16 protein-coding genes are annotated in these 20,058 nt (G+C 69.2%); 5 read left to right on the top strand and 11 right to left on the bottom strand.

Going from position 1 to position 20,058, the window contains the following annotated elements; genetic code table 11:
- Positions 1-113: 113 nt before the first annotated feature.
- Positions 114-1,253 (bottom strand): Ig-like domain-containing protein, encoded by a 1,140-nt coding sequence (locus J2X63_RS02380; protein ID WP_309973503.1) that lies wholly within the window; start codon positions 1,251-1,253, stop codon positions 114-116.
- 350 nt (positions 1,254-1,603) lie between these two features.
- Between J2X63_RS02380 and J2X63_RS02385 the strand changes: the two genes are divergently transcribed.
- Both J2X63_RS02385 and J2X63_RS02390 read left to right on the top strand, forming a co-directional pair.
- Entirely contained in the window at positions 1,604-2,491 is an 888-nt protein-coding gene (locus J2X63_RS02385; protein WP_309973505.1) for a hypothetical protein, read from the top strand.
- A 202-nt stretch (positions 2,492-2,693) separates the two neighbouring features.
- Positions 2,694-4,010, top strand: coding sequence for a UDP-glucose/GDP-mannose dehydrogenase family protein (locus J2X63_RS02390; RefSeq protein ID WP_309973507.1), 1,317 nt, complete (start codon positions 2,694-2,696; stop codon positions 4,008-4,010).
- A gap of 102 nt (positions 4,011-4,112) precedes the next feature.
- On the opposite strand, the gene J2X63_RS02395 is transcribed toward J2X63_RS02390, so the two are convergent.
- From J2X63_RS02395 to galU, 3 genes are read right to left on the bottom strand one after another with little or no spacing between them, the layout of a single operon-like run.
- A complete protein-coding gene (locus J2X63_RS02395) occupies positions 4,113-5,057 on the bottom strand; it encodes a nitroreductase family protein (protein ID WP_309973509.1) in 945 nt (314 codons plus the stop codon).
- A 30-nt stretch (positions 5,058-5,087) separates the two neighbouring features.
- Entirely contained in the window at positions 5,088-5,858 is a 771-nt protein-coding gene (locus tag J2X63_RS02400) for an HAD-IIB family hydrolase (protein ID WP_309973511.1), read from the bottom strand.
- Positions 5,855-6,748, bottom strand: coding sequence for a UTP--glucose-1-phosphate uridylyltransferase GalU (gene galU / locus J2X63_RS02405; RefSeq protein WP_309973513.1), 894 nt, complete (start codon positions 6,746-6,748; stop codon positions 5,855-5,857). The genes J2X63_RS02400 and galU overlap by 4 nt, the downstream gene beginning before the upstream one ends.
- Before the next feature lie 77 nt (positions 6,749-6,825).
- Here galU and J2X63_RS02410 point away from each other — a divergent pair, with 77 nt between their 5' ends.
- Positions 6,826-7,314: a VanZ family protein gene (locus tag J2X63_RS02410; RefSeq protein ID WP_309973515.1), complete on the top strand. Its 489-nt coding sequence runs from the start codon at positions 6,826-6,828 to the stop codon at positions 7,312-7,314.
- Between the two features lie 10 nt (positions 7,315-7,324).
- Here the strand turns inward: J2X63_RS02410 and J2X63_RS02415 are convergent, their stop codons facing one another.
- The 7 genes from J2X63_RS02415 to J2X63_RS02445 all read right to left on the bottom strand — a co-directional run bounded on the left by J2X63_RS02415 (position 7,325) and on the right by J2X63_RS02445 (position 17,518).
- Positions 7,325-9,169: a glycoside hydrolase family 15 protein gene (locus tag J2X63_RS02415; protein WP_309973517.1), complete on the bottom strand. Its 1,845-nt coding sequence runs from the start codon at positions 9,167-9,169 to the stop codon at positions 7,325-7,327.
- A gap of 1 nt (position 9,170) precedes the next feature.
- Positions 9,171-10,472: a UDP-glucose/GDP-mannose dehydrogenase family protein gene (locus tag J2X63_RS02420; protein WP_309973519.1), complete on the bottom strand. Its 1,302-nt coding sequence runs from the start codon at positions 10,470-10,472 to the stop codon at positions 9,171-9,173.
- 69 nt (positions 10,473-10,541) lie between these two features.
- Positions 10,542-12,320, bottom strand: a complete 1,779-nt coding sequence (locus J2X63_RS02425) for a DUF4012 domain-containing protein (protein ID WP_309973521.1) — start codon at positions 12,318-12,320, stop codon at positions 10,542-10,544.
- A gap of 149 nt (positions 12,321-12,469) precedes the next feature.
- A complete protein-coding gene (locus J2X63_RS02430; RefSeq protein WP_309973523.1) occupies positions 12,470-14,194 on the bottom strand; it encodes a DUF4012 domain-containing protein in 1,725 nt (574 codons plus the stop codon).
- An 80-nt stretch (positions 14,195-14,274) separates the two neighbouring features.
- Entirely contained in the window at positions 14,275-15,414 is a 1,140-nt protein-coding gene (gene wecB / locus J2X63_RS02435) for a non-hydrolyzing UDP-N-acetylglucosamine 2-epimerase (RefSeq protein ID WP_309973525.1), read from the bottom strand.
- Positions 15,411-16,505 (bottom strand): NAD-dependent epimerase/dehydratase family protein, encoded by a 1,095-nt coding sequence (locus J2X63_RS02440; protein ID WP_309973527.1) that lies wholly within the window; start codon positions 16,503-16,505, stop codon positions 15,411-15,413. Before J2X63_RS02440 ends, wecB begins: the two co-directional genes overlap by 4 nt.
- Complete coding sequence (locus J2X63_RS02445) at positions 16,505-17,518, bottom strand: polysaccharide biosynthesis protein (protein ID WP_309973529.1); 1,014 nt, start codon at positions 17,516-17,518, stop codon at positions 16,505-16,507. The genes J2X63_RS02440 and J2X63_RS02445 overlap by 1 nt, the downstream gene beginning before the upstream one ends.
- A 330-nt stretch (positions 17,519-17,848) precedes the next feature.
- Here J2X63_RS02445 and J2X63_RS02450 point away from each other — a divergent pair, with 330 nt between their 5' ends.
- The gene (locus J2X63_RS02450; protein ID WP_309973531.1) at positions 17,849-19,090 is read left to right on the top strand and encodes a nucleotide sugar dehydrogenase; all 1,242 of its coding nucleotides are present in this window, start codon (positions 17,849-17,851) and stop codon (positions 19,088-19,090) included.
- A gap of 14 nt (positions 19,091-19,104) precedes the next feature.
- A complete protein-coding gene (locus tag J2X63_RS02455) occupies positions 19,105-20,040 on the top strand; it encodes an NAD-dependent epimerase/dehydratase family protein (RefSeq protein ID WP_309973533.1) in 936 nt (311 codons plus the stop codon).
- Positions 20,041-20,058: the final 18 nt, after the last annotated feature.

A 20,058-nucleotide genomic window follows, 5' to 3' on the forward strand; every position in this document is an offset into this window, starting at 1 on the left:
CTCGGATCGCGCGGCCGCCCTGTCGGGTCCCGCCGTCGCCGGCATCCATCCCCCGCGTCGAACATCCATCGTGTACACCCCGATCTGTCGTGCCGGTCAGCCTGTCGTGCGGGTCACCGCAGGTCGTACGACCGCGGGTCCGCCTCCTCCACGGTGCGGGCGATCCGGTGGCCGGTGTGCCACACCGTCACCCAGTCGAACTTGTCGGCGACGCGATAGATCTGCATGTCCGTCCGGAACCCCTGGGAGTCCGGCCGCAGCAGCACGCGCGGCACACGCCGCAGGCCGTTCACGAAGGGCACGCTCTGCACCCGGTCGGACTGGCCCTGGTTGACATAGGTCTCGACCCAGCCGTGCTCGATCGACGTGGACAGGCGCATCTTGAAGACGACGTCCGTCCACCTCCCGCGGTTGTACGGACCTGAGAGGAACGGCCACGGGTCGCCGGCGTTGAGCTCGTTGCCGCGGATCGCGAACTCGTCGATCGGCTGCTTGACGTCATCGCGGTTCGCGTGGATGACGAATGGCGAACCCTGCAGGTACGGCGGCCCGTAGAGCTGGAACAGGGCGATGTACGCGGTGCCCGCCGGGCCGTCCGGGTTGGCGGGGTCGTTCGCCGGGTAGACCGAGGGGAAACTCGCCGAGGGCATGTAGGCGAAACCCACGCAGAACTCGTCGCCCTCCCTGAGGTTCTGCCGGCTCGACGACTGGAACCGGACGGTGCCCGACGTCTGGTCGGGATCGCTCTTCGCGCGATTGGGCACCGCGGCCTTGATCACCCGGCGGCGGCTGCCGTGGATCGGGTCGTCCTCGAGCCTCGCGTACGCCGAGCCGATCGTCGCGTAGTGGCTGGACTTCCACTGCGAGAAGGTGCCGCCGTACTGGGCCGCCCAGGCCAGGTCGGACCGCCACCCGCCCGTGACGGCATCGGCCTCGGGACGCGGCGTGTTGGCGGTGATCACGCCCACATATGGAGCGACGATCTCGACGCCGTCGACGGTGGCCCGCGCGGTGATCCAGAACGCGCAGTCGCTCGGCCGGGGGGTGACCCCGTCCACCAGCTTTTTCGTCGTGTCCCAGCGGTACACATACGCACCGCCCGACGCGGTGGCCGCGCGGGTGCCGTATTGCGGCGGCCCGATGATGATGCGGACGTTCGACACCTTCGTCCCGCCGGTCACCTCGGCGGAGACCACGACCGTGCCGGTGACCCGTCGTCCCTCAGTCGGTGCGGTGATGCGAATACTGGGCACGTTGCCTCCCCCGAAGCGTTGGTTCCCATTCCCCCGCGAGGCCGAGACCTCGTCCGCCCCCCTCGGCGAACTCCCCATGCCGGCGCGGCGACACGAACCGGTCGTCGCACGACCGTGAGAACTCGGACGGTAGGGTTCGTCCTCGTCTGGCCCCCCAGTTGGGCTGGTTCGATGCTGTCTCATGTGCGGTGGCGACGTCAATACTCGCTGCCGAAGTCCCGTTACGGGCGGGTTAACTTCGGGCCGTGCCCGGTGAGTCGGCCGCGCCCGCGGAATACGCTGGCGGAAGCGGTTACCCGCACTCGCCGGCGAGCGTTCCGGGCGTGGACATGGGAAGGGGCAGCACGAACATGACTCACGAGCAGGGGGGCCGCGAGGGCGGCGGCTGGTCTCGACGCCAGCTCCTCATCGGGTCGGCGGCGGGGGTCCTCGCCGCGGGCGGGGGCTGGTCGACGGCGGCGCAGGCCGCGTCGCCCATTCCGACTCTTCCCGGCGAGATCAGCCGCACGGCGACGCGCTACACGCGCGACGCGAAGCTGCCCTACGAGTGCATCGACGTCTCGATCTCGGGGGATGTGGCGCGGCTGTTCGTGCCGCACACCGCCGTGCCGAAGTCCAAGACGGCCGTCGGCGTGCTGTGGGTGTTCCACTCGAACGGCAGCACGCATACGTCCCTCGACGGCGCGCACCTCTACAGCGGCGAGCTGGCCGCCGAGCGGGGCGCGGTGGTGATCTGCCCCGACTACGGCGGCAGCCTGTGGACCACGGAGGCGGCGATCCAGTACCAGAAGAACGCCACGGCATACGTGACCGCCGTCTGGAAGGTCGGCCTGAGCTTCCTTCGCGCCAACTCGGGCGGCGGGCCACTCATGACGTACAGCTACGGGACGAAGCTCATCCCGGCGCTTCGCGGCATGTACCTCGCGAACGCGGCCTACGACATGGAGGACCTGTACGACCGCGACGACCGCGTGCGCACGACCTACAAGTTCGACCGTGCCGCGGCCGTTGCCACGAATCCGGCGCGCCTTCCGCAGTCCTCGTGGACCGGCGCCCGACTGAAGACCCTGGTCTCGGCGGCGGACCCCCTGGTGCCCCCCGCCGCCCACGGCGTCGCGCTCGCCGACATGGCCCGCCCCGTGGCGGCCGAGGTGATCGTGCAGTGGCACCCCTACGGACACACGGTTCCGGGCTGGAGTTCGAAGGACATGATCACCACCTTCGAGGGCTGGTACTGACCCGCGCCGCGGCGGGTCGAGCGCACCGGGCGGTGCGGTCGACCCGTCTTCGCGCGCGCCCGAACGACGAGATCACAGGGTTCGTCGGGAAGTCACCGACTTGTAACCGCGCGGAAACAAGCGCCCGCAGGGCGCTTGCTAGAACTGGGACAGGGCTGGTGGGGCATCCAACGGTGGCCCCACTCTGACGAGAGGCGACTACGTGAGAGTTTCAGTGATCGGATGCGGATACCTCGGTGCCGTGCACGCTGCGAGCATGGCCGAACTCGGCCACGAGGTGGTGGGAATCGACGTCGACGAGGCGAAGATCGCGCGGCTCGCCGTGGGTGAAGCGCCGTTCTTCGAGCCGGGACTCCCCGAACTGCTCCGCTCCGCAGTCGCCTCAGGGCGTCTCACGTTCTCGACCGACATGGCGGATGCCGCGGGCGCGACGGTGCACTTCATCGCCGTCGGCACGCCGCAGCTGAAGGGCTCGTACTCGGCGGACCTCAGCTACGTCGACGCGGCCGTCGAGGGCATCCTCGAGCACGCGGCATCCGGCGACCTCATCGTCGGGAAGTCGACGGTGCCGGTCGGCACGGCGGAACGCCTCGCGGGCCTCATCGCCGACAGCGGCACGGGTGCGACGCTCGCCTGGAACCCCGAGTTCCTCCGGGAGGGGTTCGCCGTGAAGGACACCATCAGTCCCGATCGCCTCGTGTACGGGGTGCCGACGGACCCCGATGCGGCCGCGACGGCCGAGCGCATGCTCTCGGAGGTGTACGCGACGGCGCTCGCCGCGGACACCCCCCTGATCGTCACGGACTACGCGACCGCCGAACTCGTCAAGGTGTCGGCGAACGCGTTCCTCGCCACGAAGATCTCGTTCATCAACGCCATGGCCGAGATCGCCGAGGTCACGGGCGCCGACGTCACCCAGCTCGCCGACGCGATCGGGTTCGACGCGCGCATCGGCCGCAAGTTCCTGGGCGCGGGAGTGGGATTCGGCGGCGGCTGCCTTCCGAAGGACATCCGCGCCTTCACGGCGCGCGCCGAGGAGATCGGACGCGGCGAATCGGTCGCCTTCCTCAAGGAGGTCGACGCGATCAACCTGCGGCGCCGGCACCGGGTCGTGGAGCTCGCGGTCGATGCGCTGGGCGGCGAGCCGCTCGGCAAGAAGGTGGCGGTGCTGGGCCTCGCGTTCAAGCCGTTCTCGGACGACATCCGGGATTCCCCCGCCATCGACGTGGCGGTGCGCCTGCGCGGTCTCGGCGCCGACGTGGTCGCGATCGACCCCGAGGCCATCGAGAACTCGAAGCGGCTGCACCCGCAGCTCGAGTTCAGCGACGACCTGAGCGCGGTCCTCGACGGCGCGGACCTCGTCGTGCTCGTGACGGAGTGGAACGAGTACCGCCACCTGGACCCGGTCTGGGCCGGCGAGCTCGTGGGCGTACGGTCCGTGATCGACGGACGGAACTGCCTCGACGCCAAGGCCTGGCGCGAGGCCGGGTGGACGTACAAGGGGCTCGGCCGGCCCTGAGCGGCTCGGCCGGCCCTGAGCGGCTCGGTCGGCCCTGAGACCAGACGCGCGGATGCCCCGGGGTGCTTCACCCCGGGGCATCCGCGCGCCGCGGCATCCGCCTCACTCGTGCGTCGTGAGCACCTGCGAGACGGGGCGACGGGGCGAGCGAGCCACCCGGAAGCCCGCTTCCGGCGGGTAGCCGATCGCGATCATGCAGATCACGTCCTCGCTGTCGGGGATGCCCGCCGCCTGGCGCAGCGCGTCGGTGCGGTCGTTCGTCATCGACCAGTTGAGCATGCACGAGCTCACGCCGAGGCCGTGCAGCGCCCAGACGAGGGTCATCGCGAAGAGGCCGCCGTCGATCCAGCGCTGGTTGCGCTCTGCGGCCCCGGCGAAGAGACCGCGCTCGACGGTGACCACGAGGACGCTGCGCACCTGGTCGCGGAAGCCGCCGTTGCCGTTCTGGTGGGCGAGGATGCGGGCGGCGTCCTCCGCGCCGCTGAAGGCGTGCACCCGACCGGCCTGCCGGTTGCACACGGACGGCGTGTAGGTCGCTAGGCGCACGGCCTCCTCGATCGTGGCGGGCTCGACGGGGCGGGTCTCGTCGAAGTCGCGCACGCTGTGCCTGGTGGCGAAGAACCGGTCGAGTTCGACGGCGCCGAAGAGCGGCGCCGGCAGGGCCGGCGGGCTCACGTCGTCATCCACCGCGCCGCCGTCGTTCCAGGTGAGCAGGGCCCCCTTGGCGTCCTCGGCGAAGCGCAGGTACGCGGCATCCGCCTGCTGCGCGCCGGCGACGGGGATGAGCATCGACAGTCGGTGCTCCACCGCCGCCCCGAACGGCTGCTTGGGGCGGCGCAGGCTCAGCCCCTTCTCCACCCGGTGGTAGTCCTTCGTGAGCTGCGCCTCGAGGTTGACGCCCGAGACGACCGGCGTCACCGCATCGTCCACGGGCGCAGCCGAGTCGCGGTACCTGCGGTAGTCGCGCAGGAACTCCGAGTACATCAGCCAGCCCCGCTTCGCGCGCCGGACCGGGCCCCGCAGCGGTTTCTTGATGGTGTCGAACATGAGGACTCCCCCTTTCCTTCGGTTCACGGATCACACGACGTGGGCGTCACGGGCGCCCGCGATCACCTCGTCGATGACCACGAGCGTGTCGCGCCATCCTCCGACCGCCCGGCACGGCACCCCGGTCGCGATGACCGGGAAGTCGTTGCCGTCGGGGTCGAGGCGGTCGCCGACGAAGAGCATCGACGACGCAGGGATGCCCGTCGCGTCGATGAGCTTGCGGATGCCGTACGCCTTGTCGACGCCCTTGCGGGTGATGTCGATCGAGGTCGAACCGCCCGAGCGCACTTCGAGGTCGGGCAGGTCGGCCTGCACGGCCGAGCGGAGGGCGGCCTTCTTCGCGCCGACGGGATCCCACTGCCGCTTGGCGTCGACGGGTGCGGCCTGACCGAGCGCCGAGAAGGTGACCTGGGATCCGCGGTGCTCGATCCGCGGTCCCCACGCGGGGCCCCCGTCGAAGCCGAGCTCAGCCGACCGCCGCTCGAGCGAGGACGACGCCCGGCCCGCCTCGTCGGCGGTGAGGTCCTCGGCGTACAGCTGGCGCCAGTCGCCGTCGGCGAAGCGCAGGTACCGCGTGCCGCACGTCGGCATGAGGTGCAGCCGCCCGAGGTCCGCGCCGTGCACGTCGAGGGCGTCGATGACCTGCCTGCGGAACTGCGAGAAGTCACCGCCCGAGATGATGCACACCTCGGTGTGCTCGAGCAGCCGCGTGAGCGCTGCCGCCATCGCGGGCTCGATGCGACTCTTCGACGGCGCCAGCGTGTCGTCGAGGTCGAACGCGATGAGCTCCGGGCGGTTCATGGCAGCGTGGCGGCGACCGACTTCAGCCAGAGGGCCAGGTCGGGACCGAGGTCCTCGCGATCCAGCGCGAGCTGCATCACGGACTTGAGGTAGTCGAGGCGGTCGCCGGTGTCGTACCGGCGGCCGCGGAACACGACGCCGTAGACGCCGCCTGCGATCGACTCGTCGGCCGCGAGCACCTGCAGCGCGTCGGTCAGCTGGATCTCACCGCCCTTGCCCGGTGGGGTCTGCTCCAGCACGTCGAAGACCTCGGGCCGCAGCACGTAGCGCCCGATGACGGCGAGGTTGGAGGGCGCGTCGGCGGCGGCAGGCTTCTCGACGAGGCCCGTCACCCTGACGACGTCGGCCTCGTCCGTCGGCTCGACCGCGGCGGCGCCGTACATGTGGATCTGGTCGGGGTCGACCTCCATGAGGGCGATCACCGTCGCGCCCCGCTCGGTGCTCTCGTCGATCATCTTGGTGAGCAGCACGTCGCGCTCGTCGATCAGGTCGTCGCCGAGCAGCACCGCGAAGGTCTCGTCGCCGACGTGCTTGCGCGCCCGGAGCACGGCGTGCCCCAACCCGAGCGGGTCGCCCTGCCGCACGAAGTGGATGTCCGCCAGGCTGCTCGAGTGCATGACCCGGTCGAGCTTCGTCTGGTCGCCCTTCTGCTCCAGCGTCTGCTCGAGCTCGGTGACCCGGTCGAAGTGGTTGGCGAGGGCGTTCTTGTTGCGGCCGATGATCACGAGGATGTCGTCGATCCCGGCGGCGACGGCCTCCTCCACCACGTACTGGATCGCCGGCTTGTCGACGACCGGAAGCATCTCCTTCGGCATCGCTTTCGTGGCCGGCAGGAACCTGGTGCCGAGGCCTGCGGCAGGAATGACGGCTTTCATCGGTGTTCTCCCCATGTCGCGACTGTAACCAGCCCGCATGAAGCTGGGATTACGAACGCGGGTCATTCTCGTGCCTCGCGTACCCTGACTGCATGCACACGAGTCGGATGCCGCGGCGAGTCGAGGCGGCCGCGCGATGGCTGTTCCCGGCCTACCTCGTGGTCCTCGCGCTCATCGTGTTCCTGCCCGCGCGCGAGGCCGGGCGGCTCACGGGCGTCATCGGATGGCTCGCGGTCCAGGTCGGAACGCTCGGCATCCCCGTCGAGCCCGCCTATGTCGTGCTCGAGTTCACCGCGAATGTCGTGCTGTTCCTGCCGTTCGGGGCGCTCGCGACCATCGCCTCCCCGCGGCTCCGCCCGATGGCCGTCATCGCCATCGGGTTCGCGTCGAGCGTGGTCATCGAGCTGGTGCAGCTCGCGATCCCCTCGCGCTACGCGACCGTCTCGGATGTGATCGCGAACACCCTCGGCACGGCGATCGGATGCCTCATCACCGTCGCGGTGGCGAGGTCGATGACGCCGACCGCGGCCTCCACCGGCCCATCGGCGACACCCCCGGCCGAGGCATCCGCCGCCCCCTGACGACCAACGCTCATCCCCTGGCGCCGCGCGCGACGCTGGCGCTGGCGCCCGGCGCGGCGTCGCCGCGCGCATGGGCGATGGCGTCGGCGGCCCGCACGAGCGCGAGGTGCGAGAGCGCCTGCGGGGTGTTGCCCGCCTGCCGCCCGGTTCGGGGGTCGGCCTGCTCGGCCAGGAGGCCGACATCGCCGGTGCGGGCGAGCAGGCGATCCATGAGCTCGGTCGCGTCGTCGAGCCGGCCGGAATGGGCGTACTGCTCGACGAGCCAGAACGAGCACGCGAGGAACGCGCTCTCGTCGCCGGGCACGCCGTCGATCTCCATCTCGGTGCGGTACCGGCAGACCAGGCCGCCGCGGATGAGCATCTCCTCGATCCGCGCGACCGTGCCCAGCATCCGCGGATCGTCGTACGCGACATACCCGACCTGGGCGAGCTGCAGCAGGGCGGCGTCGACCTCGGTCGTCCCCTCGAACTGCACGTAGCTGCCGAGCGCCGGGTCGAATCCGCCGCGCTCGATGCGTTCGGCGAGGGCGGCGCGGACGTCGCGCCAGCGGTCGACGGGGCCGGTGCGGCCGTCGTGCTCCACCGCGCACACGGCCCGGTCGAACGCCGCCCAGAGCATGACCCGCGAGTGGGTGAAGTGGCGCTCGGGCCCACGGATCTCCCAGATCCCCGAGTCGGGCCGGTCGAGGTGGCGCTCGGCCTCGGCGAGCAGCGCCAGTTGCAGCGACCACGAGAAGGCGTCGTCGTCTGCCCCCGCGTGCCTCGTGACGTCGAGCGCGATCATCACCTCCCCGAACACGTCGGCCTGGTACTGCTCGGATGCCGCGTTGCCGACGCGCACGGGCACGCTGGCCTCGTACCCGGGCAGGGAGGCGACCTCCCACTCGGGCAGTCGCCGCTCCCCCGCGAGCCCGTACATGATCTGCACGTCGGCGGGATCGCCCGCGATCGCGCGGAGCAGCCACTGCCGCCAGGCCTCCGCCTCGTGCGTGAAGCCGTGGTGGATGAGCGACTCGAGCGTCAGCGCCGCATCCCGCAGCCACACGTAGCGGTAGTCCCAGTTGCGTGCGCCGCCGAAGTCCTCGGGCAGGCTCGTGGTCGCCGCCGCCACGATGCCGCCGGTGTCCTCGTGGGTGAGCAGGCGCAGCACGAGCAGCGAGCGCCGCACCTCCGCGTCGTACGCTCCAGGCTCGATGCAGGCGCTCACCCAGCCGCGCCACCACGACGCGGTGGTGGCGATGGCCGCATCGACGTCGAGGGCCGCGGGCATCGGCAGGTGCGCGGCGAACCAGGCCAGCTGCACGTCGACCGTGTCACCCGCACCCACGTCGAAGGCCGAGCGATGCGCGTGGCCGGTCGCCGTCAGGCGAGGCCCCCGCACCACGAGCGCGTCGGGGCCGGCCACGGCGAGCAGCTCGGGAGCGTCCACGGTGCCGACCTGCCGGACCCACGGCAGGGTGGCCGCGTAGTCGAACCGCACCCGCAGCTCCTGCACCATCGGCACCCGCCCGCTGACGCCGCGCACCCTTCGGATCACGTCGGTGCGTCGCCCGTCACCGTCGGGCGTGGCGTTCCCGAGCGGCATGAGATCGATCACCTCGACGACGCCCTGGGCGGTACTCCAGCGGGTCACGAGCGTGAAGGTGTCGGTCTCGTAGTGTCGCGACGCGACCGCCGCGGCATCCGCCGGTCGAAGCAGCCACGCGCCCTGCTCGACGTCGCCGAGGAGCGCCCCGAAGACCGAGGCCGAATCGAAGCGGGGGGCGCAGAGCCAGTCGATCGACCCGTCGTCGCCGACGAGTGCGGCGGTGCGGCAGTCGCCGATGACGGCGTAGCCCTCGATGGATCGGGGCATGTCAGGGCCGGCCGAGTCCGCGCACCTGCCACCCGGCGGCGCGCCAGGCCGCGGCGTCGAGCACGTTGCGCCCGTCGATGAGGCGGCGTTCGGCGACGAGCCGGCCGGTCTCGACCGGGTCGAGGGCCCGGTACTCGCGCCATTCCGTGACGAGCACGACGAGCTCGGCGCCGCGCAGCGCCTCGCGGGTCGACGTGGTGTACTCGAGCTGCGGATGCCGCGCGCGGGCGTTCTCGACGCCCTCGGGGTCGGTGGCGATCACGTCGGCTCCGAGCCCGCGCAGCTGCACGGCGACGTCGAGCGCCGGCGAGTCGCGCACGTCGTCGGACTCGGGCTTGAACGAGACGCCGAGCACCGCGACCCGCTTGCGGTGCACGGACCCACCGAGCGCGTCGACGGCGAGGTCGACGACGCGCTGGCGCTGCCGCAGGTTGATCGCATCGACCTCGCGGAGGAACGCGAGCGACTCGCCCCGGCCGAGCTCCTCGGCCCGGGCCGTGAACGCGCGGATGTCCTTCGGCAGGCAGCCGCCGCCGAAGCCGACGCCGGCGTTCAGGAACCGGCGCCCGATCCGGGCGTCGTGGCCGATCGCGTCGGCGAGCGCAGTGACGTCGGCGCCCGTCGCGTCGGCGATCTCGGACATCGCGTTGATGAAGCTGATCTTCGTGGCGAGGAAGGCGTTCGCGGCGACCTTCACGAGCTCGGCGGTGGCGTAGTCGGTCACGATTCGTGGGGTGCCCGCCTCGATCGCGGCCCGGTAGACGTGATCGAGGACGGAAGCCGCGTGCTCGTCGCCCACGCCGTAGACGAGCCGGTCGGGCTCGAGGGTGTCCTTCACCGCGTAGCCCTCGCGGAGGAACTCGGGGTTCCAGGCGAGGCTCGCGTGCGGGGCGGCTTCGGCGATGCGGGCGGCGAGGCGCGCTGCGGTGCCCACGGGCACGGTGCTCTTGCCCACCACGAGGGCTCCGTCGGCGAGATGCGGGAGCAGCGACTCGAACGCGGCGTCGACGTGCGAGAGGTCGGCCGCGTGCGAGGCCGCGGCCTGCGGCGTGCCCACGGCGACGAAGTGCACCTCGGCGCCCGCGGCATCCGCCAGGTCGGTGCTGAACCGCAGCCGGCCGGAAGCCGTCGCCGACCGCAGGATCTCGGGCAGCCCCGGCTCGAAGAAGGGCGGGCGGCCCGCGGCGAGCTGTGCGATCTTGCGCTCGTCCAGGTCGATGCCGACGACCTCGTGCCCGAGCTCGGCCATGGCCGAGGCATGCACGGCGCCGAGGTAGCCGCAGCCGATCACCGAGATGCGCATTCAGGGGTTCCTTCCGTCGGGTCAGACCATTCTGATGCATGACGGGGACGCGTCGGTCGAAGGCGCGGCTCAGCCGCACGGGGCATCGTTGAGCGTCACTGTGGTCGGATTGATCATCGGCGTCGTCCGGACCGCGGTGGGGCCGTACGTCTCCGGCGCACCGGTGAAGGTGGCACGGACGAGCGCGGTCTGTCCGTCCTCCATGTCGACCGTGAACTTCTCCGCTGGACGAGCGAGGTCGGTGACCGATGGCCCGGTCGTGGCAGCGAGGCCGGACTCGAGCACCTCCACCGCGGTGGTCGTGGCACCGACGGGACCGTACAGGAAGACCTCCGTGCGATAGAAGCCGTACAGGTTGCTGTTCACGAATTCGGGGAGTCGGACGTCGTCGGGGATGTCGAATGCCAGACGCACTTCGATGGTGAACGTCGGCGCATCGGGCGTGCAGGCATCGGTCGTGACGGTCGCCTCGGTGTGCAGGTAGTAGTCGATCTTCGACGACGAGCGGTCGCGGAAGTACACCCCGGCGACGGTCGCACCCTCGTTGGTCGCGGGCAGGACCCCCTGCAAGCGCGTCCCATCGAAGAGGGCCTGCGTCGCCGGGTCGGCGCTCCACATCATGAGCGTCCCACGATTGGCCGCGTCGACGAGCGCTTGCCCCATCGCCCAGACGTCGTAGTCGGCGGCCATGATGCGCGCGAACACCGCGGATGCCGCGGCGGCGAAGTACGGGTCGGACTGCACCCCCTCCGGGTACCGGAAGTACGCTTCGTTGAGCAGCTTCGAGACCACGTTGTCGCTCGTCAGCTGATCGCCGTCGGGCATGGCCACGGGTCCGGTCACCTCGAGGATCCGGGACAGGGCGATGGGGTCGAGCGAGATGATGTCGTCGGGGGTGACGCCGAACGTCCGCTGCCAGTTGGCCGAGATGATCTGCGCGGCGGTCGGGAAATCCGGCCGGCTCGTCGCCGCGTTGATGTTGTCGAGGAGGATCGAGTCGTACAGCTGCGTGGCGCTCTCGTCGACGGGCAACTCGACCGGGATGGCGGTCGGGAAGTCCCTGCTCGAGACCTGGCGCGCGATGGTGATCGTGCCGTCGTCGACGGACAGGAGCGTCTGCGCCGCCGGACCGCCGCCGAGCGCGGCGGCCTCGGCGTTGTTCAGGAACGCGAGCACGACGTCCTTCTGCCCGTCGATGCCGAGCAGTGCACCGATGCTGGCGAGGGCACCGCTCAGTTGCGGGATCGTCTCCTGCGCCGTGCCGAGCATTCCGTCGAACTGCTCGACGGCCTGGGACACCTGGCCGATCGTCGCATCGAGGTCGAGTGATCGCACGCGCTCGCGCAGGTCGCCGACGACCCGATCAGCGGTCGCGACGATCTCGGTCGCCTGACGCAGCGGGTCCAGGTCGAAGCCACCGGTCGCGGGGTCGCGCCGGAGCCCGAACGTGCCGACCAGGCCGACCGCCGGATCCACGATCTCGGTCGACACCTCGTCGACGCCCTCGGCGGTCACGCGAACCGCTCGGAAGTTCTCCCCCACCACCGGCAGGGACTCGGCGGTGCGCCAGAGCGGCTTCGTCGTCGGTTCCACCGCGCTCGCGGCGTCGTCCGAGAGCTCCTCGGCGATGGGCTCCAGCTGATCCCATCGTCGATCCTCCGCAGCCCGCTGGAGGTCGGAGACGGCGGAACGGGCCGCGACGAGGTCGTCGCGCACCGACATCGCCGCGCTGTACAACCACCAGGCAGCGCATCCGACGCCGACGAGCACGAGCGCCAGGATGGGCCACACGATCGCATGGGCGACCCGGCGACTGCCGCGCCTGGGCTCACCCCGCGCGAGGGTCATGCGTCACCTCCACGCCCGACGCGCCCTTCGGGTCGGGCGGCGGGCGGGCCCACCGCACGGGGGCGGGCCTTCGGTCACGGTACCCCCGTTCCTGTCCCCCTTTAAGAGGACCGTTGAAGATTCCCCCCGAAATGGGGCGCCGATGCCGGTCAGCCGCAGTCGGCCTCCACCATCGTGACGGTGGTCGCGTTGATCATGGGCGTGGTGCGGAGCTCGGTGGGTCCATACGTCCCGGGCACGCCGACGAAGGTGGCGCTGACTGCCGCTTCCTGGCCGTTGTCCGCGTCGACGGTGAACTTCACGACCGGACGGCCGAGGTCGGCCACCGTCGGGTCGACCACGGTGTCGAGCGCCGGAGCGGTCACCGCGGTCGACGCCGCCGACCCACCGACGGGCCCGTAGACGAACACCTCGGTCCGCCAGAAGTCGTAGAGCTGGCTGTACGCGATCTCGGGGGCGTCGGCAGGCACGTCGCGTCGCAGCGACACGTCGACGGTGTACGTCGGCGCCTGTGGGTCGCACGAGTTCGTGGTGACCGTGGCATCCGTGTGCAGGTAGAAGTCGCCCTTCGACGACGAGCGGTCGCGGAAGTACACGCCGAGCACGGTGGCCTCGGCGTTCCCGGTCGGCAGCGTGCCCTGCAGCCGGCTGCCGTCGAGGGCCGACTGCACGGCGGGGTCAGCGCTCCAGAGCATCAGGTGGCCTCCGTCGACTGCGCCCGCGATGGCGTCGAACATCGGCCGGAGCTCGAACCCCCCTTCCAGCAGGCGCTGGAACACGCTCGCCGCCGCCGCCTTGAAGAAGGCGTCCTGCGCTTCGGGCTCGGGATACCGGGAATACGCCTCGTTCAGCAGGATAGGGACGGCGTTCGTCGCGTCGAGCGTGGTGCCGTCGGGCAAGGTGACCGGCCCCGTGACGGCGAGGATGGCGGCGAGCGCCATCGGGTCGGCGAGGACGATCCCGTCGAGCTTCGCGCCCATGTCCCGTTGCCACCACGCGTCGATGATGCCTGCCGAGTAGGGCAGGTCGGGCCGACTCGTCGACGCGTTGATGTTGTCGGTCAGGATGCTGTCGTAGAGCTGCCGGACGGACTCGTCGACGGGGATAGCGAGGTCGACCGTGTTCCTGAAGTCCGTGCTCGCTGGCTGCTGGAGGATCGAGATGCGGCCTTGGTCCGCCGAGACGAGGATCTGTGCGCTCGGCCCGCCGCCCAGGCCAGATGCCTCGGCGCTGTTCATGAATGCCAGGTCGATGGTCTTCGGTGCGTCGACGCCCAGCATCATGCTCGCCACGGCGAGACCCGGCTGCACGGAGGGCAGCGTCGCGCGAGCAGAGTCGAGGAGCGACGAGAATTCGTCGACCGCGTCAGTGACCGGGTCGGCGGTGGCCTCGGTGTCGAGCTCGTGGAGGTTCGCCGCGACCTCGTCGAGGACGGCCTGGGCGGTCGCCGACAGCTTCCGCGCCTCACGGATCACGGAGACGTCGTACGCCCCCGTCACCGGGTCGGCCACGAGGTCGAACTCAGCGACCAGGGACGCGGCCGGCGCGGCCACCTCGGTGGTGAGGGTCTGCGCGCTCTCGGCGAGCACCCGAACGGCATGAAGGTTCTCCCCGAGCAGGGGAACGGACTCCCCGAACTTCCAGAGCGGATCCCCCGTCTCGGACACGGCGCGGTCCGCCGCGGCGGCGGCCGCACCCACGGATGCCAACAGCGCGGCATCGTCGTCGGCCTGGAGCGCGGCCTGGCCGGCAGCGAGGTCGCTCCTGGCGGACTCGAGTTCGGCACGCACGTGGTCGACGTCGTCGAAGAGCTTCCGGCCGGCCAGTCCCCCGACGACAGCCAACGCGAGAACGACGGCGGCGACTGCGATCATGATCGCGAACCCTCGCCCGCGGCGCTGCCCGCGTCGAGGAGCGGTCTGCTCGTCGCCGTGGTCGGGTTGGCGCCGGTCGCTCATCGCGGCCGGCGGATGCCCGTGCGCGCGTGATGCGACCCGGCGGTCGAGCGGATGAACGACACGACTCGGCGTGCCGTGTCGGTGATGTGGTAGTCGCGGGGCAGCGTGGGCGGCCCGAACTCCTCGAAGAGCTCCATCGCCATACGCGCGGCACCGAGGATCTCGTCTCGGACGACCCCTGAGGTGATGATCGCGCCCGCATCGAGTGCCTCGGGCCGCTCGATGCGGTCTCGGAGGGTGATCGCTGGGAACCCGAGGATCGAGGAATCCTCGGCGATGGTGCCGCTGTCCGAGAGCACCAGTCGCGCCGAGCGCTGCAGGCGGTTGTAGTCGTTGAAGCCGAACGGCGCGTGGAGCCTCAACCGATCGCCCCACACGTCCCGCACCGCCTCGAGGCGCTTGCGCGTTCGGGGGTGCGTCGAGACGAGCACCGGAAGGTCGTAGGCCTCACCGAGCTCCTCGAGTGCACCGAATGCCGACGCGAGGCGATCGGCGTCGTCGACGTTCTCCTCGCGATGCAGGCTGACGAGGAAGTACCCGCGCTCCGTCAGGCCGAGCCGGTCGAGCGCGTCGCTCGACCGGATGGCATCGTCGCTCGCGCCGAGGACCTCGCGCATCGGCGAGCCGGTCAGCAGGATTCGCGAGGGGTGGATCCCCTCGGCCAGCAGGTTGCGGCGCGCGTGCTCGGTGTAGACGAGGTTGTAGTCCGACACGTGGTCGACCAGGCGACGATTGGTCTCCTCGGGCACGTTCTCGTCGAAGCAGCGATTGCCGGCCTCCATGTGGAAGACGGGCACGCGCATGCGCTTCGCCATCACCGCCGAGATGCAGCTGTTGGTGTCGCCCAGGACGAGGAATGCGTCTGGCCGGATCTCGCGGATCACGGCCTCGATCTTCGTCAGGATGGAACCCAGCGCTGAGCCGAGGCTCGAGACATCCGCCTCGAGGAAGACATCGGGCCGGCGGAGGCCGAGGTCTTCGAAGAACACCTCGTTGAGCTCGTAGTCGTAGTTCTGGCCGGTGTGCACGAGAGTCTGCTCGGTGAACTCGTCGAGCAACCGGATCGTGGCCGACAGCCGGATGACCTCGGGTCGGGTTCCGACGACCGTCAGCACCTTCAGCCGTGACGCACTCATACGTCCTCCGCGATCGTGTCGGGATGAGCCGGATCGAACAGCTCATTGGTCCAGAATGCCGTGAGAAGGTCATCCGTGCCGGTATTGGTGATCCGGTGGGCCCACATCGTCGGCATGTCGACCGCATGCGGCGCGTCGCCGCTGACCTCGAACTCGAGGATCTGGTCGGTGAAGAGCCGCCGCATGGCGATCGTCGCCGTTCCGGAGATGACGATGAACCGCTCGACCTTGCGGCGATGGAAGTGCTGCCCGCGCGTGATCCCAGGATGCGTCGTCGAGACGGAGGTCTGGCTTTCGCCGCCGTGAGCTCGCACGAGCTCGGCGAACGAGCCGCGCTCGTCGGCGTGGGCCTTCATGGTGAACGACAGTCCCGTGGGGAGGGTGTAGGAGCGGTAGGAGTTGAACAGGTCGCGGTCGAACGTCGACGCGAGCTCGGGGATCTCGCCGTTGCGGTACACCTCGGCGATGCGGGTGAGGTCCGCGAGGAGTTCGCTGACCGTGCGCTCCCTGACGCGTTCGGCGACGAGATCGGCGGACACCGCACCGGTGAGCACGTCCGCGGCATCCTGCGCGTGCAGCAGCGCGAGTGGCCGGTCGACGTCCACCGCGGGCTCCCGACCCTCCGCGATCAAGGTGGCGAACGTGGCGAACACCGAGTTGTAGAACGGTCGTCCATGCTCGCCGAACAGGTTGGGCAGAACGACGTCGCCGAATCGGATGCCGCGGCGAGCGCACGCCCGCTCGATGATGCCGGCGCTGCGTTTCTTCGCCTCCCCGTACGCCGACAGGGTGGGACCGAGGCTCTGGGTCGAATTCGCGAAGACGACGACCGGCGGCGGCTCCTCGGCGGCGAGGAGCGCCTCGGCGAACTGCTCCGCGAGCCGGACGTTCCCGTCGGAGACTTCGGCCTCGTTGCCGCGGTTCACGCCGGCCAGGTGGATGGCTCGCTGTGCCCCGCTCATGGCGTTCGTGGTGCGCTCGAGATCGAACCGCTCCCCGAGCGCGATCGCCGAAGACCGCCCGCCACCCGCGTGGACGGCCACCCGGGTATGCCAGCCCAGGAACCCGCCTGCGCCGGTGACCGCGAACATCAGCGTGTTTCGTCCTCGAGCCGGCCCGCGGCCTGCAGTTCGGTTCGCACCTCGGGGATCGTGAGGAGCAACTGCTCGATCTCCTCGACGCTCATTCGCGTCACCGTGTGGGAGTCGTAGTCCGCGAACTCCTGTTGGCGCACGTTGCCCTCGTCGAAGTAGAGGCTGTAGTTCAGGTCCCGCCCATCGGCCGCGATGCGGAAGTACTCGCCCATGTCGATCGCCCGCGCGAGCTCCTCACGGCTGGCGAGCGCCTCTGAGACCTTCTCCGCGTGCCGGGTGCCGATGACCTCGACGTCGGGGCGCCGCCCGAAGAGGTTGCAGACGGCCTCGGCGAGGTCCCGGATGGTGCACGCCGGGGCCTTGCGAATGAAGAGGTCGCCCTGCTTGCCGTTGGTGAAGGCGAACTCCACGAGCCCGACCGAATCGTCGAGCGACATCATGAACCGCGTCATGTCGGGGTTCGTCACCGTCAGGGGCTTGCCCGCCTTCAGCTGGGCGATGAACAGCGGGATCACCGAGCCTCGCGAGTACATGACGTTGCCGTAGCGCACGCACGAGACGGTCGTGTTCGCTGTCGGATTGTTGAGCCCGTGCGAGTGGGCGACCTTCTCCATCATCGCCTTCGACATGCCCATCGCATTGACGGGATACACCGCCTTGTCGGTGCTCAGGCAGACGAGCGACCCGACCCCGTTGTACTCGGACGCGCGAACGACGTTCTCGCTGCCGATGACATTCGTGCGAACCGCCTCCATCGGGAAGAACTCGCACGACGGCACCTGTTTCAGCGCGGCGGCGTGGAAGACGTAGTCGACGTCCTTGGTGGCACGCTCGACGCTCTGGTAGTCGCGCACGTCGCCGACGTAGAACCGGAGCCGATCGTCTGCCAGTTCGTACCGCATGAGGTCCTGCTTCGCCTCATCGCGGCTGAGGATGCGAACCTCTGCCACCCCGAGGCCGAGCATGCGCTCCGCCACGGTATGGCCGAACGAACCGGTTCCCCCCGTCACCAGCACCCGTCGAGTTTCGTAGATTCCGTTCAAGCCCGTTTCCCCGCTTCACTGGCCAGTCGGACGCTCTCACGCCTCGATCCGAACCTAGCATCGGCAGGAACGGGGGTGCGTGAGGCAGTCACTGCGGATTCAGATGGCCAAGTCCCTGATCGTGGGCCACTGCGAAAGCATGACACTCCGAAGTCGCTCGCCCACCGATAGCGGCGCCACCTGCCCTAGTAGAGTCGGCTTCGGGCGCATCAGAGGCCGGGGGGCTTTCGCGGCGGCGCCGATGAGTAGGGCAACGGAGCGGGGGCCGGGTTGCGCAACGAGAATCTGATCGCCATCGTGGGTCAGGGATACGTGGGCCTGCCAGTCGCGATGCGCGCGGTGGAGGTCGGGTACTCGGTGGTCGGTATCGATCTTGACGAGCGTCGTGTCGATCACCTTCGGCGCGGCGCATCGTATGTCGATGACGTGCCCAACGACGTACTGCGGCGGACACTTGAGACGGGACGATACCTTCCGACGACCGACTATGACGACGCGACCGGATTCGACGTCGCGGTCATCACCGTCCCGACACCCCTCCGCGAGAACCTCCCCGACCTGACCTTCATCGAATCTGCGGCGCAATCATTGGCGAAGCGGATGAAGCGTGGGGCAACGGTCATCCTCGAGTCGACGACGTATCCGGGTACAACGGAAGAGCTCCTCACGCCGGCTCTCGAGGATGCGACCGGCTACGTCGCCGGTCTGGACTTCCATGTGGGATACAGTCCTGAACGCATCGACCCTGGAAATCCGACTTGGGGGTTCGTCAACACGCCGAAGGTCATCTCCGGAATCAATCCGGCATCGCTCGAGCGAGTAGCTGCGTTCTACGACTCGTTGGTTGATCGAACGGTCGCCGTGGGCACCCCGAAAGAAGCCGAGCTGACCAAGTTGCTCGAGAACACCTTCCGGCACGTGAACATCGCCCTCGTCAACGAGCTTGCGATCTATGCCCACCAGCTCGGCGTCGACATCTGGGAGTCCATCGAGGCGGCGTCGACGAAGCCGTTCGGCTACATGAAGTTCACGCCCGGGCCCGGGGTTGGTGGGCACTGCCTCCCGGTGGATCCGAGCTACCTCTCGTGGGAGGTACAGCGCAAGCTCGGTCAGAACTTCCGATTCGTCGAACTGGCGAACGATGTGAACCGTCGCATGCCGCACCATGTGGTGCAACGAACGATCGAAATGCTGAATGACCGGTCGCTGGCGGTGAGAGGCTCTCGCGTACTGATCCTGGGTATCGCATATAAGCGGAACACGGGCGACATCCGGGAGGCTCCTGCCCTCCGGGTGATCGAGTTGCTCCAGTCACTGGGTGCAGATGTCGTCGCCGTCGACAGTCACGTCGAGCCGCATCGATGGCCGAAGGGTGTCGAACGACAGGAGCTCGATGGAGCACTTCAGGGCGGCGTCGACGCCATCATCTTGGTGACTGATCACGATGATCTGGATCTCACGTTGCTCAGCGACACGGACGGCATACCGATTCTCGACACGAAGAATCGTCTCGACCGCCGGGTCGCGAGTCCTCTCTGAATCGGAAGGCGACCATGCGGGTACTCATCACCGGTGGGGCTGGGTTCATCGGCGCAAACCTGAGCCGGCGCCTCCTCGACGCCGGTGACATCGAGGTACTCGCTTTCGACAACCTCGCGACCGGTTTGCGCTCCAATCTCGACCCGTCGGTGCGATTCATCGAAGGAGACCTTCGCGATCCAGACTCGCTGATCAGGGCCACATCCGGGGTGGATGCGATCGTCCATCTCGGAGCGCTCCCATCGGTTCCGCGATCGCTCAACGATCCCCGCACGACGAATGACGTGAATGTGATCGGAACCCTCAATCTGCTCGAGGCTGCCCGGCACAACGATGTCCCTCACTTGATCGCCGCATCGTCCTCGTCGGTGTATGGCAGCAACCCCGCCATCCCGAAGGTCGAATCACTCGCGACCGTTCCGGTCAGCCCGTACGCAGTGAGCAAGCTTGCGACTGAGGCCTACACCAACGCCTATCAAACGAGCTTCGGTCTCAGCGCGATCGCCTTCCGGTTCTTCAATGTATTCGGCCCGCTCCAACGGGCCGACCACGCCTACGCGGCGGTCATCCCGCGATTCCTCGCTGCCACTCTCAGCGGAAAGCCGCTCACTGTGTACGGCGATGGCACACAGTCCCGCGACTTCACGTCCATACACGCGGTGACCGACGTTCTCGAGAAGACGCTGAGACGCCGCGTCACCTCCCCCACCCCGGTGAACCTCGCGTTCGGTGCGCGCACGAGCTTGAACGAGGTGATCGATATCATCCGGTCGATTCACACTGGCCCCATTCAAGTGGAGTACACGGATTGGCGCACCGGTGACGTACCGCACTCGCAGGCATCCGCCGAACGGCTCCTCGAACTTGTACCTGATGCTCGCCGACCCCAGCTTGCAGCCGCAATCGAGGAAGCGTACGAGTGGTATGCCGCATCGGCCGAAGTGCGGTGAATCCCGATTGAACTCGCC

The sequence above is a fragment of the Agromyces sp. 3263 genome, assembly GCF_031456545.1.
Classification (GTDB): domain Bacteria; phylum Actinomycetota; class Actinomycetes; order Actinomycetales; family Microbacteriaceae; genus Agromyces.